Annotated in this window: 19 protein-coding genes; 9 read left to right on the forward strand and 10 right to left on the reverse strand. The window is 42.4% G+C overall.

Annotated elements, in window-relative coordinates:
- The first annotated feature begins 61 nt into the window (after nucleotides 1-61).
- Nucleotides 62-1,144, forward strand: a complete 1,083-nt coding sequence (locus H6H03_RS04675; RefSeq protein ID WP_190953977.1) for an ATP-binding protein — start codon at nucleotides 62-64, stop codon at nucleotides 1,142-1,144.
- 50 nt (nucleotides 1,145-1,194) lie between these two features.
- Nucleotides 1,195-2,166, forward strand: a complete 972-nt coding sequence (locus tag H6H03_RS04680; protein WP_190953978.1) for a DUF362 domain-containing protein — start codon at nucleotides 1,195-1,197, stop codon at nucleotides 2,164-2,166.
- Between the two features lie 694 nt (nucleotides 2,167-2,860).
- Here H6H03_RS04680 and H6H03_RS04685 read toward each other — a convergent pair.
- The 5 genes from H6H03_RS04685 to H6H03_RS04705 form a co-directional block, all read right to left on the reverse strand.
- Nucleotides 2,861-4,195, reverse strand: coding sequence for a lamin tail domain-containing protein (locus tag H6H03_RS04685; protein ID WP_190953979.1), 1,335 nt, complete (start codon nucleotides 4,193-4,195; stop codon nucleotides 2,861-2,863).
- A 264-nt stretch (nucleotides 4,196-4,459) separates the two neighbouring features.
- Entirely contained in the window at nucleotides 4,460-5,455 is a 996-nt protein-coding gene (locus H6H03_RS04690; protein ID WP_190953980.1) for an endonuclease/exonuclease/phosphatase family protein, read from the reverse strand.
- Nucleotides 5,456-5,824: 369 nt separating this feature from the next.
- Nucleotides 5,825-6,052, reverse strand: coding sequence for a hypothetical protein (locus H6H03_RS04695; RefSeq protein ID WP_190953981.1), 228 nt, complete (start codon nucleotides 6,050-6,052; stop codon nucleotides 5,825-5,827).
- 106 nt (nucleotides 6,053-6,158) lie between these two features.
- Nucleotides 6,159-7,046, reverse strand: a complete 888-nt coding sequence (gene rsmH, locus H6H03_RS04700; RefSeq protein ID WP_190953982.1) for a 16S rRNA (cytosine(1402)-N(4))-methyltransferase RsmH — start codon at nucleotides 7,044-7,046, stop codon at nucleotides 6,159-6,161.
- A gap of 407 nt (nucleotides 7,047-7,453) precedes the next feature.
- The gene (locus H6H03_RS04705; protein WP_190953983.1) at nucleotides 7,454-9,364 is read right to left on the reverse strand and encodes a M48 family metallopeptidase; all 1,911 of its coding nucleotides are present in this window, start codon (nucleotides 9,362-9,364) and stop codon (nucleotides 7,454-7,456) included.
- A gap of 556 nt (nucleotides 9,365-9,920) precedes the next feature.
- Here H6H03_RS04705 and H6H03_RS04710 point away from each other — a divergent pair.
- The 4 genes from H6H03_RS04710 to H6H03_RS04725 all read left to right on the forward strand — a co-directional run bounded on the left by H6H03_RS04710 (nucleotide 9,921) and on the right by H6H03_RS04725 (nucleotide 14,097).
- The gene (locus H6H03_RS04710) at nucleotides 9,921-11,105 is read left to right on the forward strand and encodes an NAD(P)H-quinone oxidoreductase subunit H (protein ID WP_190953984.1); all 1,185 of its coding nucleotides are present in this window, start codon (nucleotides 9,921-9,923) and stop codon (nucleotides 11,103-11,105) included.
- A 489-nt stretch (nucleotides 11,106-11,594) separates the two neighbouring features.
- Nucleotides 11,595-12,374 (forward strand): hypothetical protein, encoded by a 780-nt coding sequence (locus H6H03_RS04715; RefSeq protein WP_190953985.1) that lies wholly within the window; start codon nucleotides 11,595-11,597, stop codon nucleotides 12,372-12,374.
- A gap of 574 nt (nucleotides 12,375-12,948) precedes the next feature.
- Complete coding sequence (locus H6H03_RS04720; protein WP_190953986.1) at nucleotides 12,949-13,485, forward strand: GAF domain-containing protein; 537 nt, start codon at nucleotides 12,949-12,951, stop codon at nucleotides 13,483-13,485.
- Nucleotides 13,486-13,707: 222 nt separating this feature from the next.
- Nucleotides 13,708-14,097: a VOC family protein gene (locus tag H6H03_RS04725; RefSeq protein ID WP_190953987.1), complete on the forward strand. Its 390-nt coding sequence runs from the start codon at nucleotides 13,708-13,710 to the stop codon at nucleotides 14,095-14,097.
- A 23-nt stretch (nucleotides 14,098-14,120) separates the two neighbouring features.
- Here the strand turns inward: H6H03_RS04725 and H6H03_RS04730 are convergent, their stop codons facing one another.
- Both H6H03_RS04730 and H6H03_RS04735 read right to left on the reverse strand, forming a co-directional pair.
- Entirely contained in the window at nucleotides 14,121-14,564 is a 444-nt protein-coding gene (locus H6H03_RS04730) for a type II toxin-antitoxin system PemK/MazF family toxin (protein WP_190953988.1), read from the reverse strand.
- Nucleotides 14,558-14,800 carry an AbrB/MazE/SpoVT family DNA-binding domain-containing protein gene (locus H6H03_RS04735; protein WP_190953989.1) on the reverse strand — a complete coding sequence of 81 codons (243 nt, stop codon included), beginning with the start codon at nucleotides 14,798-14,800 and terminating at the stop codon, nucleotides 14,558-14,560. Before H6H03_RS04735 ends, H6H03_RS04730 begins: the two co-directional genes overlap by 7 nt.
- Nucleotides 14,801-15,137: 337 nt before the next feature.
- On the opposite strand from H6H03_RS04735, the gene H6H03_RS04740 reads away from it, so the two are divergent.
- Nucleotides 15,138-16,385, forward strand: coding sequence for a class I SAM-dependent methyltransferase (locus H6H03_RS04740; protein WP_190953990.1), 1,248 nt, complete (start codon nucleotides 15,138-15,140; stop codon nucleotides 16,383-16,385).
- 419 nt (nucleotides 16,386-16,804) lie between these two features.
- A complete protein-coding gene (locus tag H6H03_RS04745) occupies nucleotides 16,805-17,683 on the forward strand; it encodes an NAD(P)-dependent oxidoreductase (protein ID WP_190953991.1) in 879 nt (292 codons plus the stop codon).
- A 160-nt stretch (nucleotides 17,684-17,843) separates the two neighbouring features.
- On the opposite strand, the gene H6H03_RS04750 is transcribed toward H6H03_RS04745, so the two are convergent.
- Together H6H03_RS04750 and hslO are read right to left on the reverse strand one after the other, a co-directional pair.
- Nucleotides 17,844-19,910 (reverse strand): chromosome segregation ATPase, encoded by a 2,067-nt coding sequence (locus H6H03_RS04750; RefSeq protein WP_190953992.1) that lies wholly within the window; start codon nucleotides 19,908-19,910, stop codon nucleotides 17,844-17,846.
- Between the two features lie 152 nt (nucleotides 19,911-20,062).
- Nucleotides 20,063-20,968, reverse strand: a complete 906-nt coding sequence (gene hslO, locus H6H03_RS04755; RefSeq protein ID WP_190953993.1) for an Hsp33 family molecular chaperone HslO — start codon at nucleotides 20,966-20,968, stop codon at nucleotides 20,063-20,065.
- Between the two features lie 192 nt (nucleotides 20,969-21,160).
- Between hslO and H6H03_RS04760 the strand changes: the two genes are divergently transcribed.
- Complete coding sequence (locus tag H6H03_RS04760; RefSeq protein ID WP_190953994.1) at nucleotides 21,161-21,547, forward strand: hypothetical protein; 387 nt, start codon at nucleotides 21,161-21,163, stop codon at nucleotides 21,545-21,547.
- A gap of 310 nt (nucleotides 21,548-21,857) precedes the next feature.
- On the opposite strand, the gene H6H03_RS40105 is transcribed toward H6H03_RS04760, so the two are convergent.
- Nucleotides 21,858-25,922, reverse strand: a complete 4,065-nt coding sequence (locus H6H03_RS40105) for a DNA-directed RNA polymerase subunit beta'' (RefSeq protein WP_190953995.1) — start codon at nucleotides 25,920-25,922, stop codon at nucleotides 21,858-21,860.
- Between the last annotated feature and the right edge of the window lie 87 nt (nucleotides 25,923-26,009).

Below are 26,009 nucleotides of genomic sequence, written 5' to 3' on the forward strand. Positions count from 1 at the left end.
GAACCATTGAAGTGAGTATGCTTGCCATGATGGTGGGGATTAAAACCAAGGGCAAAAAGTAGTGAGTTTGGAACTGTCTACTTCTTTACAATTGATTGGGCGATCGCTGGAATTTCAGCGCATTGTCGAAGTGCTAGCGCAAGATGGAGACTTGCTGATTACTGGCGTACCGGGTAGTGGGCGGCGGACTTTAGTGCGAGTGGCTACCCAAGAAGTTGGGGCGATGGTTTTGGAGATAGATTGCATCCGGGCGATCGATGGGGAGAGATTTATTCAACTGCTAGCAGAAGCGATTAGTCAAAACTGGCAAGCAGCACAAATTCAAGATTGGGTAACTAACTTTGGCAATGAGTTTTTTGTCTTTCATCCAGAAGGCAAACTCAAGTTATTGCGTTCTCTGAACCAAAAGCAGCTATGGCAAGCATTTGAAATTTTGCTCAAGTTGCTGCAAATTATGGCTATTAGTTTGAATAAGCGTGTGGTGCTGATTTTGCAAAGTTTTCCGCATATTCGGTCTTGGGATCGCAATCATTTGTGGGAAGCTACATTTAGGCAAGAAATCAATGTGCAAACTCATGTCAGCTATGTTTTAGTAGCAACAATCGCTGAAACAAGTCATCAAACAGATGAAACAAATTATCCCTTAGAAACTATACAATTAGCGCCCTTAGCTAATGACGTTTTAGCATTATGGGCGAGGGAAATATTGCATACACAAAAACTGAAATTCGATCCTCGTTCTCAAGCACTGCAATTATTTTTAGATGCTGTACAAGGACACATTGGTGACGCTATGGCCATAGTTCGCCGCCTGCAAACTTTTTCTTATCCTGATGGTTTAATTAGTGAAGCAGCAGTGGAACAGGCAATAGAAGGATTGCTCAAAGATTTATCTTTAACATTTGAATCTTTACTGATGTTATTACCAGCAAATCAAGTGCATCTTTTGGAATCTTTAGCTTTAGATCCTACAGATAAGCCACAAAGTAAAGAATATATTCAAAAACATGGTCTTTCAAGAGGTGGTAGCCTTCAGGGTTCCCTGAGTGGATTACAGCACAAAGGTTTAATCTACAGTGCTGAACAAGGTTATCAACTGGCATTACCTTTATTAGCTTTGTGGTTACGGCAGAGGTTAAGTTAGTAAGTGACTAATGAGTGTTGGCGCTATTCACTACTCGTAACTTATTATCTATGCAGACTCAAAAACCATCTGTTAGTCTCATTCGGGCTACATCCTATGAACGAGAAGCCTTACGAGAATCTTTAGTGACACTGCTGGAACCTTTTGGAGGAATGGCAGCGTTTGTTAAAAAAGGCGATCGCGTTTTACTCAAACCCAATCTGCTCACAGGTGCGCGTCCTGGTAAAGAGTGTATCACGCGTGCAGAACTAGTTTACGCAGTTGCCCAAATGGTAATCGCAGTTGGCGGAAAGCCATTTTTGGGTGATAGTCCAGCTTTTGGCAGCGCCAAGGGTGTAGCAGTAGCAAATGGCTATCTGCCTATTTTAGAAGAACTCAACCTTCCCATCATCGATTTTCACGGACAGCGTTACCAAACCGTCAGCGATAATTTTAACCACCTGCGGCTGTCTAAAGAAGCGATGGAAGCAGATGTGGTAATTAACCTACCGAAAGTCAAATCCCATGCCCAGTTGACATTAACCTTGGGCGTAAAAAACTTGTTTGGTTGCGTTCCCGGCAAAATGAAAGCTTGGTGGCACATGGAAGCCGGAAAAGACGCCAACAGGTTTGCTGAAATGTTAGTAGAAACTGCTAGGGCAATTAACCCTAACTTAACCATATTAGATGGCATCATCGGTCATGAAGGCAATGGCCCTAGTAACGGTGAACCTCGCCAATTGGGCATTTTAGCAGCTGCATCAGATATATTTGCCCTAGATCGAGCAATGGTGGAAATCCTCAATGTTCCTCCCGAACAAGTGCCTACAGTTGCAGCTTCCCAAAGATTAGGAGTTTGTCCAGAACTTGCTGCCATAGAGTTTCCAAATTTAAATCCTGACTTATTAAAAATAGAAGATTGGCGGCTACCAGACAAATTAATGCCCATCGATTTTGGTATGCCCCGCGTCATTAAATCTACGTTTAAGCATCTTTACACCCGGTTTATCAAGGAACCAATGAGTGTTTACGCGAGAAACTAGGGAATAGGGACTGGGTAGTGTGGGGAGTAAGAAAATTTATGCTTCTGGCTCCTCCCACACCTCCCAATGCCCAATTTAAAATTGCAAACTTCGTTACAGCAATTTCATTTATTAGCAAAGTAATCTGTAATTACCCTCCGATTGCTTAACCAAACCGTCCTAGTTAATATAGTGGCGGTTTTTTTAATTGGTTAATACGAATTCGCAATACTCACAAAGGTAGGAAGCAACGCAATTTTTGAACTTTACATTGTATATGGTTTTTAAGGTTTGAATCTGTGAACGAGTTTTAGATAATTACTATAATTTATTTTTAGAAAGTTATCTTATATACATAAATTATTAATTGTTAAAAATACAGGCTTATGACACAGTAATACTGTGCCATAAGCCTTAAAAATCGCCACTCTAGCTTCAAATCATACTGAATTATTGCCGTTGCTAATTTTATGTATGAAAACGATTGTGCATGATATCAAAATCATTGTAGAGACGTTGCATTGCAACGTCTCTATGTGTCGATTCACATACCAACTCATACCAATTCTGTATGAAGATGCGCCAAAGTATATAAGAAACGAACCGCAAAGGGCGCAAAGGACACAAAGTAAAGAAAGAAAGAAGCAAGCCAAGAGAATTTGGCGCAGCCTCACAAAGAAATGGTATCAGGAACGCCGAATTCTGAATTCTTTAGTTATAAAAAGTTGATAACTTTCCCCTCCCCAGCTTTTTTATAAAACACCGAAGCAATGATTTCGCCATCTGGTTGATAAAGTCCAATCTGACCACCGGAATTACCGAGTTGCATAGATAGAGGGCTATTTGTCCGCACAATAAATTGTTTTTGCTCATCAGGCGCTAATGTTCCTTCCAATATCCGCCGCCGACCGGCTTTATCTGTGAGGAACCACCCATCTAACGCAATTGGTGTTGACGATATATTTTTTAACTCAACCCATTCCCCGGATTCCGATCTTTCTGGATTTGGGAGGGCTGCGGCCACAACTACTGGGCCGCTTTGCATTTGTACATCTTCAAGTGGACGCGAGATAGGGCCACTACCAGGACGTGGTAAAGGCTCAAAGTTTCCACCACCACGGAATTCTGGATAAAATGAGCGTATGTGTTTGCCCCGCTCTTTTTCTTTAGTTGTTTCGCGGTAAATTACCAAGTTATAATTTCCGCCTTGAATAGTCACAGCCCGCCGTTCATTTGTAGTCAAATTTTGAACGGACTCGTAGTAGGCTACAGTCCCCAGAGCAAAATTACATTCGGGACTAGTACCGACAAAAAAGCCTCCCCGTTCCTTAAAAATCTGGGCAACAGGATCGCCAGCCATATTACTTAATATCCAGGTCATTTGTAGCGTTACTACGTGGGGATTTTGCACCTCAGACACCCCAGGTAACTTATACTGCGTACCGAGAAAGTTTACTCGTCCCTTGGCTTCATCTAAATAAAACTTCACCCAGTTGTGATAACCACTAATCTCTCCCCAACGCGGGCCACCCCCTGGATTAAATTTACCCTCGCCAACAAATACATGTTCAAATCCAGAACAGTAGTTGAGAATATCATCTCCAAAATAATTGGTGAATGGTTCAAACCAGATTTGATTTATATCTCTGAGAAACTCATCTTTTGAAATCGGTTTTCTCAGACCATTGGTGATGTAATCATAGGCAATTTTCATCGGTTCAGTATCTAGTAACAGGTGAAGAAATTTATTAATTTCATCATTTTCCTGTTCTGTAAACTCTTCCGGGTCGCGGTAATTCACCAAATAATTATCAAACAATTGAATTAATGCTGCATAAGTACCATCTGCAAAACGTTCATCTTTAACTTTATGGAACAGAGGACGAACTGCCAAATCAGTCCATTTATCTCCTGCTGCTTTCACTTGATGATCGAGTAGGATATCGGCATCTGGGTCAACCCAATTTCCCTCGGCATCACGTACACTGACCGAAAAGCGATTAGTGTCAGCTTCCCAGATTTTATCGTAAATAGTTGGATCGGCAGCCATCTTATTTTTACTCCTATTTTTTGTTTTTTGACAGTAAAAACTTAGTCTCAAGCTTTCATTCTGATAAACAGAATTTAAGCTAAAACACATCGTTAAGAATTCAGTACTTAGCAATGGAATCAAAGACACTCCTGAATTCTTAGATCGCATCTATAATTGGATAATTATTTGATTCATTTGTCCCTTTTGATTGTTCATTTATAAATAAAAATGAACAATCAAAAATGACAATCTTAAGCATAAATATGCAAATATAATACATATTTACAAATCAAAAACTGCAATTATTGGTGCATGGTCTGACCCAGGTTTGCCCCGCCTTAAGTTTGGGTCATCGCTAACAGAAGGTAAACTATCCATAGCATCAATATAGCTGTCCACTTGGGGTAATTTGCGCGGTTGACCAGGTAACAACTCTTGACTAACAAAAATATGATCTATTAACTCTTTGTTGTTCTGAAAAATACGCGAGTATCGTCTTTTTTCATCAATCAAAGGAGCTAGATTAAATAGTCTGGTATCATCTCCTTTGTCTAACAAATTAAACCCACGTGTCCCAATTTCGCTACCACTTGGGCCATGAAGAATCTGAGTAGTAGCAGCAGATGGTACATCATTTAAATCTCCTAGAACAATCAGACCTTGGTTGGCATTATTTTCTAGTAACTTATTTGCTTTGACACGCAATGCAACTGCTTCTGCTGTCCGCTTTATAAGTGCTAAGCCAGCAACTAGACTACGCTCATTTTCATCTTTTGGAGCAAAACGTGGATTATTGTTTGTTGAAGAAAAAGTTAGCAGTTTAGACTTGAAGTGTGCATTGATAATATGAATAGAAATATTTTCTTGAGGTTTGACAAGAATTCGCAAAGCGCCCCGACCCATGCGGTTAACTTCAGTTAAGTTTCCTTCTGTGTCTTGACTGATGACTTTAGAAAAGCCACCTTCAGGAAAATTTATGATATCTTCCTGTTCAGCGATCGCTATTTTTGAAAAAAACCCAACCCGAATTCCACGAGGGTCTGGAAATGCAGATAAACATGTATGAGGATAGCGCCCTTCTAACAGTGCTAACAATTCTGTAAATGCCTTCAAATCCCCAACTTCTTGAACAGCTAGCACATCAGGATCGAGAGTCAGAATTACACTAGCTAAGCTATTCAATTTTTCTGTATATTCTGCTTCCGTTTTTGGGCTAAAATTATTACCCAAAGAGAATAAATTCTCTACATTCCAAGTCATGACCTTAAATATAGCCATACTTGCTCCAAATATAATAGATAAATTTTGGTATTGAACTTATTTCTACAAAGACATCTTACTGCAAAAAAAATTTTTCTGAATGAATATTTACTAAGTTTTAAAAAGCGAGCGAGTCACCTTGCCTTGTAGAATTAATATTTAATGTTTTTTTAACCAATATTTTAATTTTTCCAAGCTGATATTTATAGGTTTGCTCAATTCTGTTGTTATAAATTGATTTTCGACTGCAATTTTCAATTCTTCTAAAATGTAATTGTATTGTTGGTCGAATCTGGATTTGTTTTTAGACTTCAGACATTCTCTTAAATGTTTCAAATTAATCTCTAATTCTTCTACCTTATTTCTTGGCAGCCGCGATGTTATCAGTTATAGAAGATTTTTTATCTCGGCATTTTCATCCAGAACTGAGCTTTCATCTGTTAAAAACCGACCTGAAATTTTGACATTACGACCATTATCTAACTGTACTTGGTACTGTTTTTGAACATCGAAATAATCACTTACATGAGCAATTATTTTGCCATGCTGATTGTGGAGTTCTCCTTTTTCAGTCACAATCACGCGATCGCCGTTGTCAAAACCTGTCGTAATCATTAGAGTACTGAAGTTGAACTACAAACAAAACTACATCGCCATACTCGGCGATTCCAGATAAATTCAAGTACTCTAATTTTGGTAAACTATACGACTTAGTATATACCTACTCCTGTTTTCTTTCGGCTATCCTCAGCTTGGCCGATCGCGATCGCGGATTCTTACTAATTTCCTCTTCAGTTGCAATAATTGGCTTTTTTGTCAATACTTTTAATAAAGGTGAATTTCTCAAACCATGCTTCACCAAACGGTCTTCTAAACTGTGAAAACTAATAATTGCAATTCTGCCGCCAGGTACAAGGGCGTTTGGTGCTTTATCTAAAAAAGTTTCTAAGGATTTTAGCTCATCGTTAACGACAATTCGCAAAGCTTGAAAAACACGAGTTGCGGGGTGAATTCTACCATAACGGTATTTTGGGGGAACACAAAGTGCGATCGCTTCAGCCAGTTCAACAGTCGTGTGAAACGGACGCCGTTCGATGATGCGTCTAGCAATGCGCCGCGATAATCTTTCTTCGCCGTACTGAAAGAAAATGTTTGCTAATTCGGCTTCATCCCAATTATTGATCGCATCAGCAGCAGTTAGCGATCGCCCGCGATCCATTCGCATATCCAAATTCCCAGCTTGGCGAAAACTAAAACCCCTTTCTGGTTGGTCTAAATGGTAAGAACTCACCCCCAAATCTGCAAGAATACCATCGAAAGTGTTAGGGGGAAACTTGTAGGCAGCAAAATTACTATGAATAAATTGTACGCGATTGTTAAATTCAGCTAAGTTTTTCTGCGCCGCAGCCAAAGCATCCTCATCTTGGTCAATCGCCGTTACCCGCACATCCGCAGCAGCTTCTAAGATTAGGCGACTGTGACCGCCACCGCCTACCGTCGTATCAAGATAATGACCTCCCGGAGATACCGCTAGACCTGCGATAACCTCCTGCGGTAACACTGGGAGATGGGAAAATATCGGTTCTTCGATAGCTAGCTGACCATTCATGAGACTTAGGGCAAAAAACCACAGATGAACTTTTATTATGTATTCTTTTCGTTGTGTCTTTGTATAGTTCCTAGTTAAAAAATAGTTTTTGAACCTGGAATACATACATAAACCAAGGGAAAATAAATCAAAATCCTCCTATTTTAGGGGGATTTTGAATGATATATAGCAGTTGCTAAGCTCTTAGAGGATGTTTAAAAAGCGAATAGAATTCGCTATTACACAAAGCTTAGTCCACCTGCGTGGACTAACACAAAATCAAGGTTTTCAAACCCACGTAGGTGGGTTTCGTCTGTGTAGCCAAGCCACTGCGTTGGGCGGGTTCCCCGACTTGTTCGCTCTTAGCGTTCCCATAGGGTAGCAAGTGGCGCGCGATTTCCAATCGCTTTCCAGCCTGTTGCCTAGTGCTATTTTTTACTTTTCCTATCATAAACCATCGAATTTGGTATCAGTTTTAATTTTTTCTCCATATTTAAATGGTTATTTAAAATAAAAATAAATACATTACCAGGTAATTCATTTTCCTCTAACAAGCTGTTCACAAGTTTGGAATTATCGGCTTCAGAGTTGCCTTCTAACCAACTGAATTCTCGCTTGACAGCTATAATATAAAGTGGTTTTTCAGGAAGATATTGTAAACTTTTTTGAAACAAATAAGCACTTATTATATGCGGGTAACATGATAATTTTTTGCGAAGCTTGCTTACCTCAATATCTGAAATACCATGAGGTTCAAATTTATCATTTTCTCTCAAATCAGAACGCTCTTGGTGGGCTTTCAAAATTAAATCATAATAATTTTCTGCGCGTTTTTGATAAAGTTTTCCCTCATTGAGTTTTCCTTGTTTTTGAAGAAAAGAGTAAATTATTTGGCAACCTTCTATAACTATGCTTGAGTCCTGTTCTATAGCCATTTCAATATGTTCTATTCCAGTTGCATTTTGTTGTTTTAATAATATTTGTCCTAGTAAATAATTAGCTGATGCATGTTGAGCATCAAGCTGAATAATCTCTTTTAATAAAGGTATAGCCGCTTCTTCACCTTCAAACTGAAATGTTAAAAATGCTCTTTCAAGAGCTTCTGTTTGAGTTAGCTGTTGCTTCTTTGATTTCTTATTTAAATCTGCAAATCTAGCTATTGAATTTTGATGATTAACATATTTTTGCCTCCAAGATGCTGCTATTTCTTCTCGCCAAACTTGACTAAAATAGTCAATCAATTTATCTAAATTATTACCTAAAAATTCTTGTGCGGCGCTGATTTCAATGGGAGCAAATATAGCTGCTTCTTTCTGGGAATTGGAAGTGTATTCCAAGGACTTGAGTCTATCTGCCAAACAAGGATGAGTATCAGCATTGTTTGTTTTTTGTGTTAATGCTTCCATTAAATAAATACTTGTTATTTCCTGATGCAGCCTCTGACTTAAAGCTTGTTGCATAGCTGTATAAGTCATTTTTGGTGGTTCAATTTCTGACTCTACTTGTTTATAGATACTAGACCAAAAATATCTTTCGATAAATCTAGCTTTTACCTCCAGATTTATCAAAGTTTCAGCAGCATTTTGTTCTCCAGCTAAATCCACAGCACATCTATCTGCTTCATATTCATTGCTCCGTGCCAACACAAAAGAATAGGCATTAAAAAACGGGGCGTACCATGTTAAAAACCGCTCAAAAATAAACCATGATACTTCATTGCCACTTTCTCGCAGCCCTTTAATAATGCGATACCAAGTTTCACGTTGGCGATAAATCCAACCACTAAAACGGCTGTGATTTCCTGATAAATGCCCCAGTTCATGGGCTAAGACGGCACGAAATTGTTCGGGTGGCAGTGCCAACATTAACGGTAGACCCAAAATTAAATAATTTTGCTGCCATCCCAGCAAACCTAAGCGTGGTATTTGGACAACCCCTGCGTTAAAATGGTTGGTCAGCAAGATATGGTGAAACCGTGGAGCTTGTAGCTTCGATGAAATTTCGTTAGTTAAAGAATAGAGATTGGGTACATCTTTGGGTTGCAGTGGTAAACCTGTAGGTGGAGCAAAAGAAACCCAAAGCGATCGCACTAACACCAATACTAACGCCAGTAAAAACAAAATAGCTTTTATAGATGAGGCATGAATTGACTGAGCGTTCAGCATCAAAAAGACAATACCTACCAGCAGAGTCAACGTTACAGCTAAAACTAAAAATATATATGCGTAGCCTAAAGTAGCCAAAAAAGCAACGTGTAATTTATAAACATGCGGTTGTTTATTAGCTAAAACTTCTAACTTCTGAATTAGCCTATCAAAACGCTCTTGAGTAAAAGCCATAGATATGTACCAGCCTGATAAAACTGTAATATAGCTGACACAATATCCTTACAGCTTACGTAAAAACTCAGAAGTTAATCATTATTGAATAGGCATCTTTTTTTAACGCATTCCCGACTCTGCGTGTCTTCTTTAGTAATTAGCGATCGAATTATTCTCCGTATTCCTTTATCCCAGCGCCATGAAATGAAAAAATTCTGGTGCCTTAATTAAGTGCATATCGAGCTTCCATATAATAGTTGAAGAAGTGCAACAAAATGAAACATCAAGTAAAATCCCTCCTCTGTCACCCCCTCTCAAACTTACCCCTGTAGGCAATACATGTAGAGCAGTTTCTCTAAAAGTATTGCCTCTAAAAGGCTGTCAAATAGAAATTGACAGGTTTGGGTTGATGTCAGGACATGGAAAAACTTCATTCTCCGCGTCCCCCCATCTCCCCATCTCCGCGTCAATCCCTGACAGACCTTAACTTGATATGACAGACAAGATAAATTGGGTCTAGTTGGCATCTTGGCGGTTCGATTCAAAATTGTCACAACGGGAGAACACTAAATCTATGACCAGAATAGAAACCCGCACTGAACCGATGGTGCTAAATATGGGGCCACACCACCCCTCAATGCACGGGGTTCTGCGGCTAATCATGACTCTGGATGGCGAGGATGTCGTTGACTGCGAACCAGTCATTGGCTACCTCCACCGAGGCATGGAAAAAATTGCTGAGAACCGCACTAACGTGATGTACGTCCCCTATGTTAGTCGCTGGGACTACGCTGCGGGCATGTTCAACGAAGCCGTCACCGTCAACGCACCGGAAAAGCTAGCAGGTGTAGCTGTCCCCAAACGCGCTAGTTACATCCGCGTCATCATGCTGGAGTTGAACCGCATCGCTAACCACTTGCTGTGGTTTGGCCCCTTCCTCGCTGACGTTGGCGCTCAAACTCCCTTCTTTTACCAATTCCGGGAACGGGAGATGATTTATGACTTGTGGGAAGCTGCCACAGGTTACCGAATGGTGAATAATAACTACTTCCGCGTTGGTGGTGTAGCAGTTGATTTGCCTTATGGTTGGGTAGATAAGTGTCTGGAATTCTGCGATTACTTAATACCCAAAATTGATGAATACGAACGCTTGGTGACAGATAACCCCATCTTCCGGCGGCGTGTTGAAGGTATCGGTACTATCACCCGTGAAGAAGCAATTAACTGGGGACTTTCTGGCCCAATGTTACGCGCATCCGGCGTGAAATGGGATTTGCGGAAAGTTGACCATTACGAATGTTACGACGACTTCGACTGGGACGTACAATGGGAAACTGCCGGTGATTGCTTTGCCCGTTACGTGGTGCGGATGCGGGAAATGCGCGAATCTGTGAAGATTATTCGCCAAGCAATTAAAGGACTTCCTGGCGGCCCTTACGAAAATCTCGAAGCCAAGCGCCTAGCCGCGGGTAAAAAATCAGAATGGGACGCCTTTGATTATCAGTACATCGGTAAAAAAGTTTCTCCCACCTTCAAAATTCCCAAGGGTGAAATCTACGCCCGTGTAGAAAGTGGCAAAGGTGAACTCGGAATTTATTTGGTAGGCGATGATAACGTCTTCCCTGCACGCTGGAAGATTCGCCCTGCTGATTTCAACAATCTCCAGATTCTCCCACATTTACTGCGGGGGATGAAAGTTGCAGATATTGTGGTGATTCTCGGCAGTATTGATGTGATCATGGGTTCTGTGGATAGGTAGAAAATATCTGTCCAATAACTTTTAAAAGAGCAGTTGCACCAAGGTGTAACTGCTTTCTTCTTTATTACAGGGGACATTAGACCTGCCTTGAAAATAGGGACTGGGGACTGGTGACTAGGAAAGAAATATTTTCATTCCTTCGTTGGGAATTGTGTTCATGGAGTCTCTTGCAAAAGTCCTTCTTTGCGTTCTCTTCTCTGCGCCTTTGCGCCTGGAGCGTGATACAAATTCATATTTATGCAAGAGGTCTATTATATTTACAACCTGGGTTTGGTAGCCCCACATCAAGGCTGATTGACTTCAAAATTCTGTTGCATTCAGACCGTGTAAACACTGTTAGTTTATATGGTCAATTGTAAAATCAATCGTGTGAAGGCTCGAACAATTTTACGTAAAGTTACTTAGAAAATAAATTTTTATACTATTTTATTGGATACAATTGCGTACATGAATCACCAAAAATATTTAAATTAGGGGTATTAATTACAAATGAAGATTTCAACAGCAATTAAAAGCCTGTCAATGACCACTGTGGGAGCAGCAATAATTACTGTAGGACTCAACCCAGCTGTAGTGTATGCTCTTCCTACTCCTGTTAGCTCATCGTTAATACTTCAAGCTGATTCAGATGCTGGTGGTGGTCTGATTACGGATATTGATAGCGACAGTCAACTAGGCACTGTAAACCCGTTAAGTGCCTCAGTCAGTGCCTTCGCAACCTCAGGTGAAGCCAGCGTTCTTTCTCAAGCAAAAGGAACAGCTACATGGATAGATAGTTCTCAGGGTGTGGTTAATTTGACAGATATTGGTTGGAACACTGTTGCAGTTAACTCTGGTAGCGCCCAGCTATTTAACGGGTTGGACTGGAGCTACGAATTTATCTCTGATGCAACAGGGTTTTTCACCCTAGACTATGATATCAGTAGCTCTGGTACGGATACGTTTGGTCTGAATGGATTTCTCTTCAATTGGTCTGGCCCAGAAGGCGGCACATTTTTTGGTTCTAGCACATCTGGTACACTCCAGCGAGCAATTGTAGCAGGAGAAAACTACATTGTTACTATCAAAAATCAAGCCAATATTTCTGGCGGCTTAGGGACGCGAGAAGCCTTTATAGATGGTACTTTTAAATGGAAAATTGACACTGCCACTGCTAGCGTTCCTGAATCAAATACTGTATTAGGTCTGCTAGCTTTTAGCGTTTTCAGTGTTAGTTCATTGCTGAAGTACAAACCAAAAACAGTCAGAAGTATTGCAAGTGTCGAATAGTAAATAGCAAATTTATCTTTAGTTGAAGCAGGAATAACAGTAAGTTGTTCGGTGGGTTAAGCAGAAGTCTTGACCCACCACATCTTAACCAAATAATAATCTCCACTTATTTCGATTGGATGTAATCGTTAAAAGAACAAGCATTAGAAGCTTAGCGTAACTTTGTCCTAATCTTTGAAGACTCAGAAATAGTCTATCGTTACCATGCTCTGCATCAGAATTTAGGAATACTAATAGTATGACTAGTATGGCAAATATCTGTAACGAACAATACAAATTGACTTGTTACATTGCAGTTTGAAGTATACTTATCGCCTCAAACTATAGAAAAACTGAAGATATTATTTGAAAATTTTTAAATTTCTTAATTTTTAATTTATAATTTTTAACTTTCTCTAGTGTAAATGGAAAACTTGAGTTTCTTAATATTTTTTTTTAATTCACGCAAGAGGTTGACTAGTATTGTGTTCTGTTAAAATTGAATTGCTGCTATACATGCAAGAACGTATTTAAATAGGTCTAATAAATTACTATATAAATCCGGCAGCATTTACTTAATCGTAATTTTAGAACCGTGCAAATTCATCCTCACTCCGAATCTCACCAGAGCCACGATCGCCGCGAACAGGGTTTGGAAAAATTGCTCGCTCGCCTTGTCAGAAGCATACAGCGGGATGAGTTAGTCCGGGAAACGACGAATCAACTCAGAGAATTACTTCAGGTCGATCGCGTGGTTTTGTATTATTTTTATGGGCAGTGGCAAGGGCAGGTGACTTTTGAATCTTTGAGTTCTCCAGAATTCTCAATACTTGGTTCCACTGGGCCAGATAATTGTTTTAACAACGAGTATGCTGGTTTATATTTGGCAGGACGGATAAGAGCGATCGCTGATATTGAATTAGAACCAATGGAGTCTTGTCACCGAGATTTTCTTCGCAGTCTGCAAGTTCGCGCCAACCTTGTAGTACCAATTTTGATACCTAGAGGACTATGGGGATTATTAGTAGCACATCACTGCCAAGGGCCTCATCATTGGTCACAATCAAATATGGAAATGATGCAAGCAGCAGCCCAAACTCTAGCAACAGACCGTAATATTGTTGAAAGTTAAGCCAGAATCATTGGTAATTACAATCAGTGCGAACCAATAACTCTCCACTGTCTTATTAACCGCTAAATTTGTAATTTAGTTATCGGCTCTCTACCCCTTTTGGAATTACGAATTACGAATTACGAATTAGTAATTATTTGGCCACTGTGCATTCAAATCGCATACAGTGAAGTAGCAAAGATATTCACCAACACTGATTCTTCTAAACAAGGAGAAAAAACTGTGAAATTTGGTTACACGGTAATCTGGGTAGACGATGTAGTTAAGACCGTTGAGTTTTACGAAAAAGCATTTGGTCTGGTTCGTCGCACCCTTCAGGATCATGGACAGTTTATCTGGGCTGAAATCGAAACTGGAAACACCACATTGGCTTTCTCTTCCACTAGCGAAGCACAGAAATTATTTCCCGGCGGCTTTCATCCCAACGACGCCACACAACCACCGGCGTTAATCCAAATCTCATTCATCACTCCTGATGTTGGTGGCGCTTACATGAAAGCCATAGGAGCAGGAGCAAAACCACTAGATCCTCCGAAAACCCAACCTTGGGGACAAACAATAGCCCGCGTCCGCGACCTCAATGGCGTGCTAGTATCCTTGGTAACTGGGTAGTAGCGATCGCTATTAAAATTGTTTTACAAAATTAATGTTTCGAGCTTTGCCTGCACTTCTTCTATTAAATCTTGTGCAAAACTTTCAACAAATTTTACCCTTCTAGCTCTCCAATCTAGTGTTTTAATTTGGTCGGATAACACAACTCCTTTTGTTTGCATTCCCTCAAGAAGAGGAACTTCAAAACTAAGCCCTTTTGGATTGCTAGTTATGGGACAAACTAAAACCAAAGAAGCCATTCGATTGTATTTAATTGGAGATATAACAAGAACAGGGCGGTAGCCAATTTGCTCCCGCCCTTGTTGTTGTAATTCATTATTTAGTGTCCTAGCAATTTCATCAAATGACATTCCTGATGTTTGAAGGGCAAATGCACGCCGAATCGAATCAGCCGTAAACTGCTGTGCATCTCCAAATTCTAATTTGACAATATCTCCTCTGTCAGGAAAGTACGGATTAACTACCAATCTTCTTTCCCCACAGTATTGCCGATATCAAATTCAGGATGAAATTTATCAGAAGTCATACCTTCAAGCAACTCATCAAGCGTATACTTTTTTCTTTTTTGTGGTGTAATTACAATACTGTTACCTTCCACGCTAAAATTTATAGCTGTCCCTTCAGTTATGTCTGCTTGTTCAGCTACCGATTTGGGAATCCGAATAGCTAAACTGTTTCCCCATTTACCAATAACTCCTGCCATAGCTATCTCCAAATATTCTGTTAGAGATCGAGACGCCTAAAGTTCAAAATTTGGCAGCAAAACGCTCTTAACATTTCTCGCTTAATGTATATACTTTGAAGATACAAATTTATCTGGCGGGTGTCAACACTCGGTTGTAAATTTGGTGAGAAAATATGCCAGTAATCACAAAGAGGCTTAATGCTCCTTGATACCTTGAAATTACTTTGTCTGCACTATCAGATTGAGCCTTGGCATAACTAAACGGCAGGTTGCAATTTTTACACTTCGATTAAATTGATTGTGCTCTTGCCAAGCATTTACGATCTCTAGTTCGCAATCTCAAACCTCAAATTCTATGAATTCCAATCCTTTGCTGCGTGCAGCGATCGCTGATCATATTACCACCAGTCCGCAACAGCGAATTACTTTCGCCGAATTCATGGATATGGCGCTATATCACCCCGAACATGGCTACTATTCCAGCGATGCTGTGAAAATTGGCTTTCAAGGTGGCGATTTTTTCACTTCTCCCAACCTCAGCGCTGACTTTGGCGAATTACTTGCAGAACAATTTTTGCAAATGTGGGAAATTTTAGGGCGGCCTGTGCCCTTTTCTCTGGTAGAAATGGGAGCAGGTCAAGGATTGTTGGCATTGCATATCCTCAAGTATTATCAGCTACAATACCCGGATTTTTTTACTGGCCTGGAGTATGTAATTATTGAAAAGTCGCCAACTTTAAGGCAAGAACAGCAACAACGCTTACAAGATTTGCCTGTGCGTTGGTGCAATCTAGAGGATATCTCATCAAATGCGATCGCTGGCTGTTTTTTTTCTAATGAGTTAATCGATGCCTTTCCAGTCCATCAATTCACCCTCGAAAACGGGGAACTGCGAGAAATTTATGTGACAACTCAGGGAGATGAGGGAGACGCGGAGAGTGGGAGACGCTCTGACGCGGAGAATTCTTTCACCGCGTCAGAGCGTCCCGATGTCCCCGTGTCTTCTACACCATTTATCGAAGCCACAGGCGAACCCTCCACGCCCCAACTAGCCGAGTATTTCGACTTAGTGGGAATCGATTTAACCTCAGGTGCATACCCAGATGGTTATCGCAGTGAAATTAATTTAGCTGCTCTTGACTGGTTGAGTATAGTAGCAGACCGCTTGCAGCGCGGCTATGTGCTAACAATTGATTATGGCTACCCTGCTACTCGTTACTATAATCCCAGGCGATCGCAAGGAACGCTACAGTGCTATTATCAACATCGTTTCCATGACAACCCTTATATCAATATTGGAAAACAAGATATCACTGCCCATGTTGACTTTACAGCTTTGGAAGTTTGGGGCGATCGCTGCGGTTTAAAAAACGTTGGTTTTATCCAGCAAGGATTATTTTTGATGGCTTTGGGATTAGGGGAACGAATTGCTGCTGTTTCCTATCAAAAGCAACCCCTCTCGCAATTACTACAGCGACGAGAAGCACTACATCAGCTTTTAGATCCCACAGGATTGGGTGGTTTTGGAGTCTTAATTCAGAGCAAAAATCTGGAAAAAACAGAAATTTCTCAACCACTAAAAGGATTGACTCTGCCAGAGTAAACCTAAATTTGAAAAGTTAAAACTCTATTTAAGAATGCAGTATTAGTTTTATTTGGACTAGCATAGCAGTGATTACTGTAAAGTTAAACACAATTGGAAAGTAACAATTATGTCAGCCCATGACCTATTAATGTTAGTAACACTACTTACCCCAGGAATTTTGCTCTCAGTTTTGATTATGGTGACTTTTGCCGCTGGTGGCTGAAGCGATCGCTGTTTACTAATAACTGATAATACTGCTATCTTGCACTATTCTCCATAACTGGGTAGGCATTGCCAACACAAAATAAGGGTTTGAAGGAATGTTAGGCAATGTCCACCCAATAAAAATTGCGATCGCTTAACTACTGCAAGATGTCAAAATAGACACGCAAACTGACGAAAGACTAGGCCTACGCTGTACCAAAAGGAACGTAAAAATGAAGGTGGCATTTCTGGGAACTGGACTGATGGGACTACCAATGGCTCAAAGGTTATTAGCCGCAGATATACAGCTAGTTGCCTATAATCGCACCCCAGAAAAATTAGCACCACTACAAGCAGGTGGGGCTGAAATTGCCACACATCCCCGCCAGGCCATTCGTGCTGCTGAGTGCGTAATTCTCATGCTTACTAATGCGCCAGCCATCTATAATGTGTTGCTTTCAGATACAGCTTGGCAAACTCTGAAAGGGCGCACTATTATCCAAATGGGAACAATTACTTCCACTGAAAGCCGAGAAATTAGAGATGCAGTTGTTGGAGGTGGCGGTGAATATATAGAAGCCCCTGTGTTAGGAAGCATCCCCGAAGCAAAAGCTGGCAAGTTAATTGTTATGGTAGGCGCAGAGCCAGAACAATATCAACGCCACTTAAAGTTACTGCAAAATTTTGGGACAGAACCTTTACTTGTCGGCCCTGTGGGAACTGCGGCGGGGCTGAAATTGGCACTCAATCAACTAATAGCTTCCCTAACAACTAGCTTTGCTCTGAGTCTGGCTTTTGTCCAACGTCAAGGCGTCGATGTAGATGTGTTTATGCAAATCTTACGCGACAGTTCACTTTATGCGCCTACCTTTGACAAAAAGCTACAACGGATGTTGGATGGCAATTTTGCCAATCCCAATTTCCCCACAAAACACTTGCTCAAAGATATAGAATTGTTCATCTCAGAAGCAAAATCTGCGAGTTTAGACCTTAGCAGCATTAAAGGAGTGCGACAAATCTTGCAAACAGCTGCAAAAATGTCATTTGCTGATGATGATTATTCATCATTATTTGCTGTGATTAAAGAATGGGGTGAAGCGATCGGTGATTGAGCATTAAAAATTGGTCATGGGGCAAGCAGGGAGTGTGGGAGGATGGAGAAGAAATATTTCCGCCCTCTCTCCCCATCTCCCCACTCCCTATATTCCTTAAGAAAGTGTTTCTGAACTTAAGAGGCTTTTACACCTATTGCCTGTTCCCTACTATAGATAATCATTGACCAATAATAGTCGTTGATGGCGACGATTGTGGAGACTCTAGTGGCGGCGAAGGTTCTGGTCGAGGAGGATTGAGAAATTCTTGCCAAGTTCTAATTTGGTCTTGTGCTGCATTGTAAGCCGCACTACCGCGGGGAATGGACTTGGCAATCTGAATTCCTCTGGGAATATCAGACTGACCTTGAGTACGTGCTATGTCTAATAATTGCTGACTCCATTGGTCAATGGCGAGATTGGCATCCATGCGTAAGATGCTATTATTTGAAACCCGATCTGCTAACCGTATTGCCTCAGCCAAGGCTTCTGGCGTACCAGCCGCCGCAGTTTCCTGGGCTTGTCTCCAGGTTTCTTTGGTGCGAATTTGCCCTTGCCAATCATCAATAGCAGCCTGGGCTTCGCCAGCAAGTGCCCTTCCTGATGATGCAATTTGCCCAGCTGCGCTAATGGCGGCGGGGAGATTTCCACTTAAAGCCAGTTCTCGTGCTTGATCTAAGTAGGGTTGGTCTTCGATTCGCTGAATCTTTGCTGCCCAGGTGTTGATTTTTCTGCGTGCTTCTGGGTATAATGCACGACCTCTACGGATTTGGCTAGCTTGGTCGATCGCAGCTTGCAATGAGTTAATATCGTCAAATATTGCTATCTGTTCGGCGCGTTCCAAGTAAGGTTGGTCTTCGATTGTCTCTACTTGGGCACGCCAACGACTTATTTCTTCCCTAGCTTCTGTGCCTCTGGGGTTATTAGCAGGGATGAGTTGTACTTGAGCGATCGCTGCTGTTAAATTATTGACTGTTCCTTGGCTAGCCAATACTCTCGCTTTTTCCAGATGGGCAACATCTTCGATTTCCAACTGCCAACGAGCAATTAACTGCTGTGCTTCCTCATATATTGGTCTTGAAGGATCGATTTGTTGTGCTTGGGCGATGGCTGCTTCTAAACCAGAAATATTACCTAACCAAGCACTTCTTTTAGCGTCAGCTATGGCGATAAAGTCATCTGTTTCGGCTTGTAGCTTGGCACTTTCAGGAATTTGTCTAGCAATATCCAGTGCTTCATCAGCATCTCGCTTATCTAACTTCGCCTGTGCCAACTCCAACATTTTACGTCCAAATGCCGGAACCGCCTCCTGAGCTTTTTGGTAAAGATAACTTTCCTGACCGATGGACTCGGCTAGCTTGATAGCTTCTAGTAAATTATCAACAACTTGACTTCTTGCTAAAATTTCGGCTTTTCCTAACTTATCGCCGTCTTCGCGGGCTGTGGCGATGAGTTTATTCAATTGGTCGTATTTAGTACTCGCCCAGTATTCATTGTCTACGCGTAACATTCTGGCCGAGAGCATGAATGCCGATTGCCAGCGTCGTTCCCGGACTTCGGCGATGGCATTGTTGTAAATGCCTTCTGCCTTCGACCAAGTTGTTTGCCATTTGTCAATTTGCTCGTCTACTAATTTATAAGCCGCGAGATCTTCTGGTATCTTACGAGCAGTAGCGATCGCTTCTTCTAAATTTCCTGTTTGGAAACTGCGATCGGCTAACTGTAAAATATCCCGCGACCATTCTTCTGTAAAACGATTAATTTCTGCATGTAACGGGTGATTTTCTGGTAATTCATTCACCAGAGCGATGGCTTGCAGCAGGTCATTCACCGTATTTTTAGAAGCCGCCAATTGAGCGCAGTGCAACCGCACTGAGGCACTAGCTAGAGGCCAGAAAATCGCTGGGCAATTAGGGGCAGCTGGTAACTTCAGCAGCATTGCCGTTGCTAAGAATGCCACGCTACCAGGAATCAAAGTTAGCAGTAACGACCAGAATATCCAACTTCTCATCCAGCGTGGCAATTTCCGAGAACTTTTACTGGCTTGGGTAGTTTCTTGTGAATGACTATCTTTGCCAACGGAATTGTTTTTTTTTCGCTGCTTCACTGACTTAGAGCTAGAACCAGTACCTGGGACATCAGATGGTTGAGTTTCACCGAATTGCTCTGTTCGGGATAATCTGGTATTTTGATCTGGCTCTCTTGCTCTGGCTCCTGACCAACTGTCTGGAATATCCCGCTCTGTCATCTCTCACACCAAAATAATTGAATAGCTTTCTGTTTTAAATCGATAATTCCATTGTTGCCATAGTAACTTTGTCATAATTAAAAAGCTACTTTTTGATTATCTCTCTCCACAGATACCATTAAAAGTCTCAAACTTCAGTGGTGTTTTATACTTTATCCGGAAATAGTAGATTCAGCTTGTAAATCGGCAATTAGCTGAGCTAAATGGTCGCTACTTGCCTGATAAACGTTGCCGCAAAAATCGCAAGTTGCTTCAGCACCATCATCTTTAATAATCATATCTTGGAGTTCAGCTTCTCCCAAAATTTTGAGTGCCCCTAAAACGCGATCGAAAGAACAACCGCAGTGGAAGCGGAGCATTTGCCTTTCGGGAAAGATTACTAGCCCCATATCTCCTAGCAAGTCGTTAAATATTTCAGGTAAAGTTTTCCCAGCTTGCAGCAATGGCGTAAAACCTGCTAAAGCAGCCACCCGTGATTCTAGCTTTTCTACTAGGGCTTCATCTCTTGCAGCTTTGGGTAATACTTGTACCAGTAATCCTCCAGCAGCAGTTACTCCAGCTGCCCCCACAAACACACCCAAAACCAAAGCAGAAGGAGTTTGTTCGGAATTCACCAGATAATGAGCGACATCATCACCAATTTCCCCAGAAACTAGTTCTACAGTACTAGAGTAAGGGTAACCATAACCGACATCCCGGACAACATACAAAAAGCCGTTACCCACTGCACCGCCAACATCTAGCTTACCTTTGGCATTGGGGGGTAATTCCACAGATGGATTCGCCACATACCCGCGTACCGTACCATCCAGACCTGCATCTACCAATATGCCACCCAAAGGGCCATCGCCCTTGATGCGGACATTGATCCTCGACCCAGTTCGCTTCATGCTAGAAGCCATCAATAAACCCGCCGCCATAGTCCGTCCTAGTGCTGCCGTTGCTACATAGGAAAGCTGATGCCGCCCCCGTGCTTCTTCTGTTAAACGTGTGGTGATTACGCCTACCGCACGAATCCCACCTTCGGCTGCTGTTGCACGAATTAACTGATCCGCCATGAATAACCTTACATTTCTTAACAAGTCCACCTTTCTATTCTAAGTTCTGTGCTGGTACAAAAGTAACTTAGTGGGGCATTGAGCATGGGGAGACAAGGAAGGCAAGGAGAATAACTCCTAACTCCTCACTTACTAATAACTAATGACTAAATTAGAAATAACGATGTCTCACCTTTAGGTAATCCTGAAAAAATGCTGGGTAATTTTCAACAAAGCCAACTGCGAATCGAAATCGAAGCACCAACAGATGCAATTCATGACAGTCTAGTGCATCCAGCGCAACTTGCAAAATGGCTTGTAGGGCAACGCTTTGCGCCAGGAATGCCAGAAGAATTGCTTCCTGGATTTGAATTTACTACCTGGACTGGGCCTGTTCCTATTTATCATCATGTGGATGTTGTAAAATCCAATTGCCTCCGTTTGCTGCTATCCGGAGGTATTGACGGCTTTCACGAATGGTACTGGGGAGAAGGTTGGGTACAGTCCCGCTTGGAAGGAGTTTCAGTTTTGCCCTTAAATTTGGGTCAAACCTTGAGTTTGTTGAGCTTGCGTCAGTTTTTAGCAACTCAAAGACGTTGAATTAGGGATTGGGGATTGGGTATTAATTATTTCTTACCCAGTTCCCAATGTTATCGTGGGCAATGATTAGCGATCGCACTTAATTTTCAGCAGATAAGTAAACGAACATAACTAAATGTAAAATACAACTCAGCGAAACCCTTTAATATTGAGGGTTTTACCTTCTGCCTTCTGCCTTCTGCCTTCTGCCTTCTGCCTTCTGCCTTCTGCCTTCTGCCTTCTGCCTCCTACTATAAATCTATTTTTTGAAAGCAAATAAAAAAGGCAAAAGTAGATTTTCTTTTGCCTTTTTATATTTTAGATTTGAGTTTTATTCGTCGTCGAAATCGTCTTCATCTTCGTCGTCGTCTTCGTAATCTTCTTCGTCTGCAACTTCATCGGCGATTAAGTCATCATCGTCATCTAAAATTGACCTTTCTGCACGTCTGCTTCCATAGGTAGGCTCTCCCAGAGTTGGAGAATCTAAATTATAGTTGCGAGCTGTGCGGTCATCTAAGACCATATCCAGGGGGTCATCAACTTCATCTAAGACACTACTGCTAATATCAGTAGCATAGTCATCGATCGCACTGGTTTCTTCATAAGTATTGTAACCAGTACCAGCCGGAATCAATCGCCCGATAATCACGTTTTCCTTTAATCCGCGCAGCCAGTCAGATTTCCCTTCAATAGCTGCTTCGGTAAGTACCCGTGTTGTTTCTTGGAAGGATGCAGCAGAAATAAAGCTGTCAGTGTTCAAAGATGCCTTAGTTATCCCCAATAATACTGGGGTATACTGTGCCTTTGCACCACCTGTAATTGACATTGCTTCGTTCACCTGCTCAACTTGGCGCAGTTCCACCAATTCGCCGGGAAGCATTGTGGTGTCACCACCATCATCAATCCTGACTTTGTTGGTCATCTGGCGGACAATGACTTCAATGTGTTTATCGGAAATATCAATCCCTTGAGACTGATACACCATTTGCACTTCGTTCACTAAGAATGTCTGTACTTTCTGCAAAGCGTGGCTAGCACAAGCATAAACTCCGTCTTCGGAACCCAAGCTAAAGAAGATTTCCAAAATTTCATGGGGGTTAGATGGGCCATCGGTCAACGGTTGTCCGGCTGACACATGAGAGCCATCTGGCACAATTAAATTTTGTCCTGGGCCTAGAGGATAATCTGTGACTACGCCATTTGATTCTACGACCTTAATGGCGATCGCTTCATCACCATCACCATAAACTACCTTGACTTCTCCTGCCCGACGTGTTAAAATACACGCCTCTTTAGGTTTCCGAGCTTCGAGCAATTCTTCAATCCGGGGCAAACCTTGAATAATGTCTCCAGTTTTGGCGCGTTCAAATACTAACAGCACCAAGTTATCACCCCGTTGTACCAGATCGCCGTCTTCTATTTGCAAGACAGCGCCAGGGCTGACTCGGTAAGGACGACCGACACGGATAGTAATGGCGTAATTCTGAGTGCTGAGTGCTGAGTCCTGAGAATTTTCTGAACTCAGCGCTTTAGATTCAGCGCTAGTTAATTTTTTAACATCCATTACTTGCCCAGATTCCTCAGCAAAAACTCCAGCGGCAACTTCTGTACCTGCTACGAGCAAGTCACCCGCTTTTACTTTCGGCTGGGTACTGGTATTTACGGTAATCATGTCAGTTTCCCGCAACACCAAGCAGCGACGGACATTTTCGGTTCCCTTTTGCACGCCTCGGACTATCCCGCCTTCTTTAGACAAGATTTGGGTACGTGCGACGACCGAACCAGGGGCGATGGTTAGCCCATCTTGAACTTCCAGCGTTGTCTGGGTGCTACCTTGGGTAGCATCAGCGGTAATGTCTCGACGAATTACCAAGGACTCCAAAATCACCAGCTGCAAGCGTTGAACTTCCTCGTCTTCGGTATCCTGTACCAATTCGATATCTGCTGCTAGAGGGGAAGCGTTGTGATCTTGTTCGCCTTCTTGCTCAATTTCCAGTACTAACTGGGTTCGCAGCAGTTCCACACCTTCTACGGATTTCACTCTTTCGGAATCCTTGTAAGGCAGTCGTTGTACTGCGCGTAACTGAATGGAACGCCCAGTTTGTTGACTTACCGATGTGGTTGATGGCACGTCGGGATTGTTCGGTACGGCGAACTCGACTACTGGACGGCTTAACAGGGCTGGGCCTTCTGGTGTCTCCACATATTGGATATAGCGTAATTCGGTGGCGACACTGCCTTGAAATTCTTCGCCTGGTTGGACGAAGGTGTTATCTCGTCCCATAACTGCTTCGGGATCGTCCACCATTAGCAGTTCCCCTGGCTTGACGACCACTTCCCGCAGGATGTCGTTTTTCTGGGTAACTTCGATGACACCGCTGTTTTGACAGAAGATATCCTTCACAACTTCGGTGCCAGCTTCTACAAACTGACCGTCTTCTACCAACAGCAAGGAGATATCTTTATTAACTTCGTGGGTTTCTTCCGGAATCCACAACAGCGTACCGCCTTGGACAACTTCGTAACCCAGTTTGGCTTTGCCTTTTTTCTGGACTTCCACGCCTGCGAATTTCAGGAATCCACCAGTGGTTGTGCGATAGCGGTCATCAATTAACTCAGCTACCACTTGACCATTTTGCACTTTTGTGCCTGGTGTGGCGCGGAGGTTAAATACTTGGTTGTTGCCAGTGGAGACTAGGTAGTTATTGCGACCTTGGGAACTTTGGACTGTTACTGTTGCCTGGTCTAAGACTACAGAAGCGGTGATAATTTCAATTTCCCTGGTACTCTTCCCTGGGGTAGCTTCGGGCAAGCGCACCACACCACCGTGCAGAGTAGTTAATTTGGTTTCTGCTAATACTCCATTAGAAGCGATCGCGTCCCCATTTTTCACCACCAATTCAGCACCAGGCGGCAAGTTGTAAACTTCCCCAGACAAAATCCAAATCAAACCACCCCGTGCGGCTGTGGTTGTGGTGTTGCCTTGACGGTCAGTTTTTTGTTCTGGAACGACTTCAGCAAATTGCACTTCCCCTGCTAAGTCAGAAGCCACATCTTTAACGGCTTTTTCTGTATTAGTCCGAGTTGTGCGTCCACCAAGTGCGACTTCTGCCAACAACTGGCCTTGTTTTACCTGATTGCCGTCAAATACATATAATGTAGAACCTTGAGTCAGCTGCACCTCTTGGTTAGCTGGGGTACTGTCACCTTCTTTCTTTGGCTCTAAAATTAGAACGCCGTTGGCCTCAACATACAAGGCATCTTCACCGTGGCGGGTACGGTATTGTCTTGTCCGCAACTTGCGGGGAATTTTCACAGTCCCATCGATTTTAGAACGGACTTGTTGCGCCACTTCCCCGGTAAACACACCACCTGTGTGGAATGTCCGCATGGTTAACTGAGTACCGGGTTCGCCGATACTTTGGGCAGCAATGATCCCCACAGCTTCGCCCAAGTCGACCATCTTGGCGTGGGCTAAACTCCAGCCGTAGCAATGTTGACAGACAGAACGTGCAGCTTCACAAGTTAAGGGACTCCGCACTACAACCTCTCCCACCCCAGACTTGCCAATTTCCTTCGCCAAGTCGTCAGAAATTGGGGTGTTGCGTGATGCAATCACTTCTTTTGTGATTGGATGCACTACGTCTTCGCCAATTACCCGTCCCATCAAGCGGTTTGCCAGAGGAATCAAAGTTTTGGCGCCTTCTGTCATTGGTCGAATGGGAATGCCTCTGGTGGTGCCACAGTCAAATTCCCGAATAATCACATCCTGGGATACATCCACCAAACGCCGGGTGAGATAACCAGAGTCAGCCGTCCGTAAGGCGGTATCCACCAATCCTTTTCTCGCACCGTAAGACGAAATAATGTATTCGGTTACAGTGAGTCCTTCGCGGAAGTTGGTTTTGATGGGCAAGTCGATAATTTCCCCTTGGGGATCTGCCATCAGCCCCCGCATTCCCACCAACTGCCGGACTTGGGAGATGTTACCCCGCGCCCCGGAGAATGCCATCATGTACACGGAGTTAAGGGGATTAGTCTTCTTGAAGTGAACAACTACCTCATCTTTGAGGGCTTCACTGGTACCGTTCCAGGTATCAATTACCTTTTGGAAACGTTCTACTTCAGTGATTTCACCCCGTTGGTAACGAGCTTCGGTGGCGCGAATTTCTTCTTCGGCTGCTTCTAGGAGCGATCGCTTAGTTGGAGGCACCATCAAGTCATCTACACTGATGGAAACCCCTGCTTTGGTGGCGTAGCGAAAACCTAAATCTTTCAGTTTGTCCGCCATGACTGCGGTTCGCGCCGTACCATAATGCGTAAAGGCCCAAGAAATCAAATTTCTCAGTTGACCTTTATCCACCACCCGATTGCGAAAAATCATTTTTTCAGTCATTAGTCATTAGTCCTAAGTCATTAACATAATTCGTAATTCGTAATTCGTAATTCGTAATTAACTCTTCAATTACGAATTACGAATTAG

Source organism: Nostoc paludosum FACHB-159, from assembly GCF_014698835.1.
In the GTDB taxonomy this organism is placed as follows: domain Bacteria; phylum Cyanobacteriota; class Cyanobacteriia; order Cyanobacteriales; family Nostocaceae; genus Nostoc; species Nostoc paludosum.

Bases quoted from the DNA above. Each gene is read 5' to 3' on its own strand.
- H6H03_RS04680 (WP_190953978.1), top strand. From the start codon at position 1,195: ATGCAGACTCAAAAACCATCTGTTAGTCTCATTCGGGCTACATCCTAT.
- H6H03_RS04685 (WP_190953979.1), bottom strand. From the start codon at position 4,195: ATGGCTGCCGATCCAACTATTTACGATAAAATCTGGGAAGCTGACACT.
- H6H03_RS04690 (WP_190953980.1), bottom strand. From the start codon at position 5,455: ATGGCTATATTTAAGGTCATGACTTGGAATGTAGAGAATTTATTCTCT.
- H6H03_RS04695 (WP_190953981.1), bottom strand. From the start codon at position 6,052: ATGATTACGACAGGTTTTGACAACGGCGATCGCGTGATTGTGACTGAA.
- rsmH (WP_190953982.1), bottom strand. From the start codon at position 7,046: ATGAATGGTCAGCTAGCTATCGAAGAACCGATATTTTCCCATCTCCCA.
- H6H03_RS04705 (WP_190953983.1), bottom strand. From the start codon at position 9,364: ATGGCTTTTACTCAAGAGCGTTTTGATAGGCTAATTCAGAAGTTAGAA.
- H6H03_RS04710 (WP_190953984.1), top strand. From the start codon at position 9,921: ATGACCAGAATAGAAACCCGCACTGAACCGATGGTGCTAAATATGGGG.
- H6H03_RS04715 (WP_190953985.1), top strand. From the start codon at position 11,595: ATGAAGATTTCAACAGCAATTAAAAGCCTGTCAATGACCACTGTGGGA.
- H6H03_RS04735 (WP_190953989.1), bottom strand. From the start codon at position 14,800: ATGGCAGGAGTTATTGGTAAATGGGGAAACAGTTTAGCTATTCGGATT.
- H6H03_RS04740 (WP_190953990.1), top strand. From the start codon at position 15,138: ATGAATTCCAATCCTTTGCTGCGTGCAGCGATCGCTGATCATATTACC.
- H6H03_RS04745 (WP_190953991.1), top strand. From the start codon at position 16,805: ATGAAGGTGGCATTTCTGGGAACTGGACTGATGGGACTACCAATGGCT.
- H6H03_RS04750 (WP_190953992.1), bottom strand. From the start codon at position 19,910: ATGACAGAGCGGGATATTCCAGACAGTTGGTCAGGAGCCAGAGCAAGA.
- hslO (WP_190953993.1), bottom strand. From the start codon at position 20,968: ATGGCGGATCAGTTAATTCGTGCAACAGCAGCCGAAGGTGGGATTCGT.
- H6H03_RS04760 (WP_190953994.1), top strand. From the start codon at position 21,161: ATGCTGGGTAATTTTCAACAAAGCCAACTGCGAATCGAAATCGAAGCA.
- H6H03_RS40105 (WP_190953995.1), bottom strand. From the start codon at position 25,922: ATGACTGAAAAAATGATTTTTCGCAATCGGGTGGTGGATAAAGGTCAA.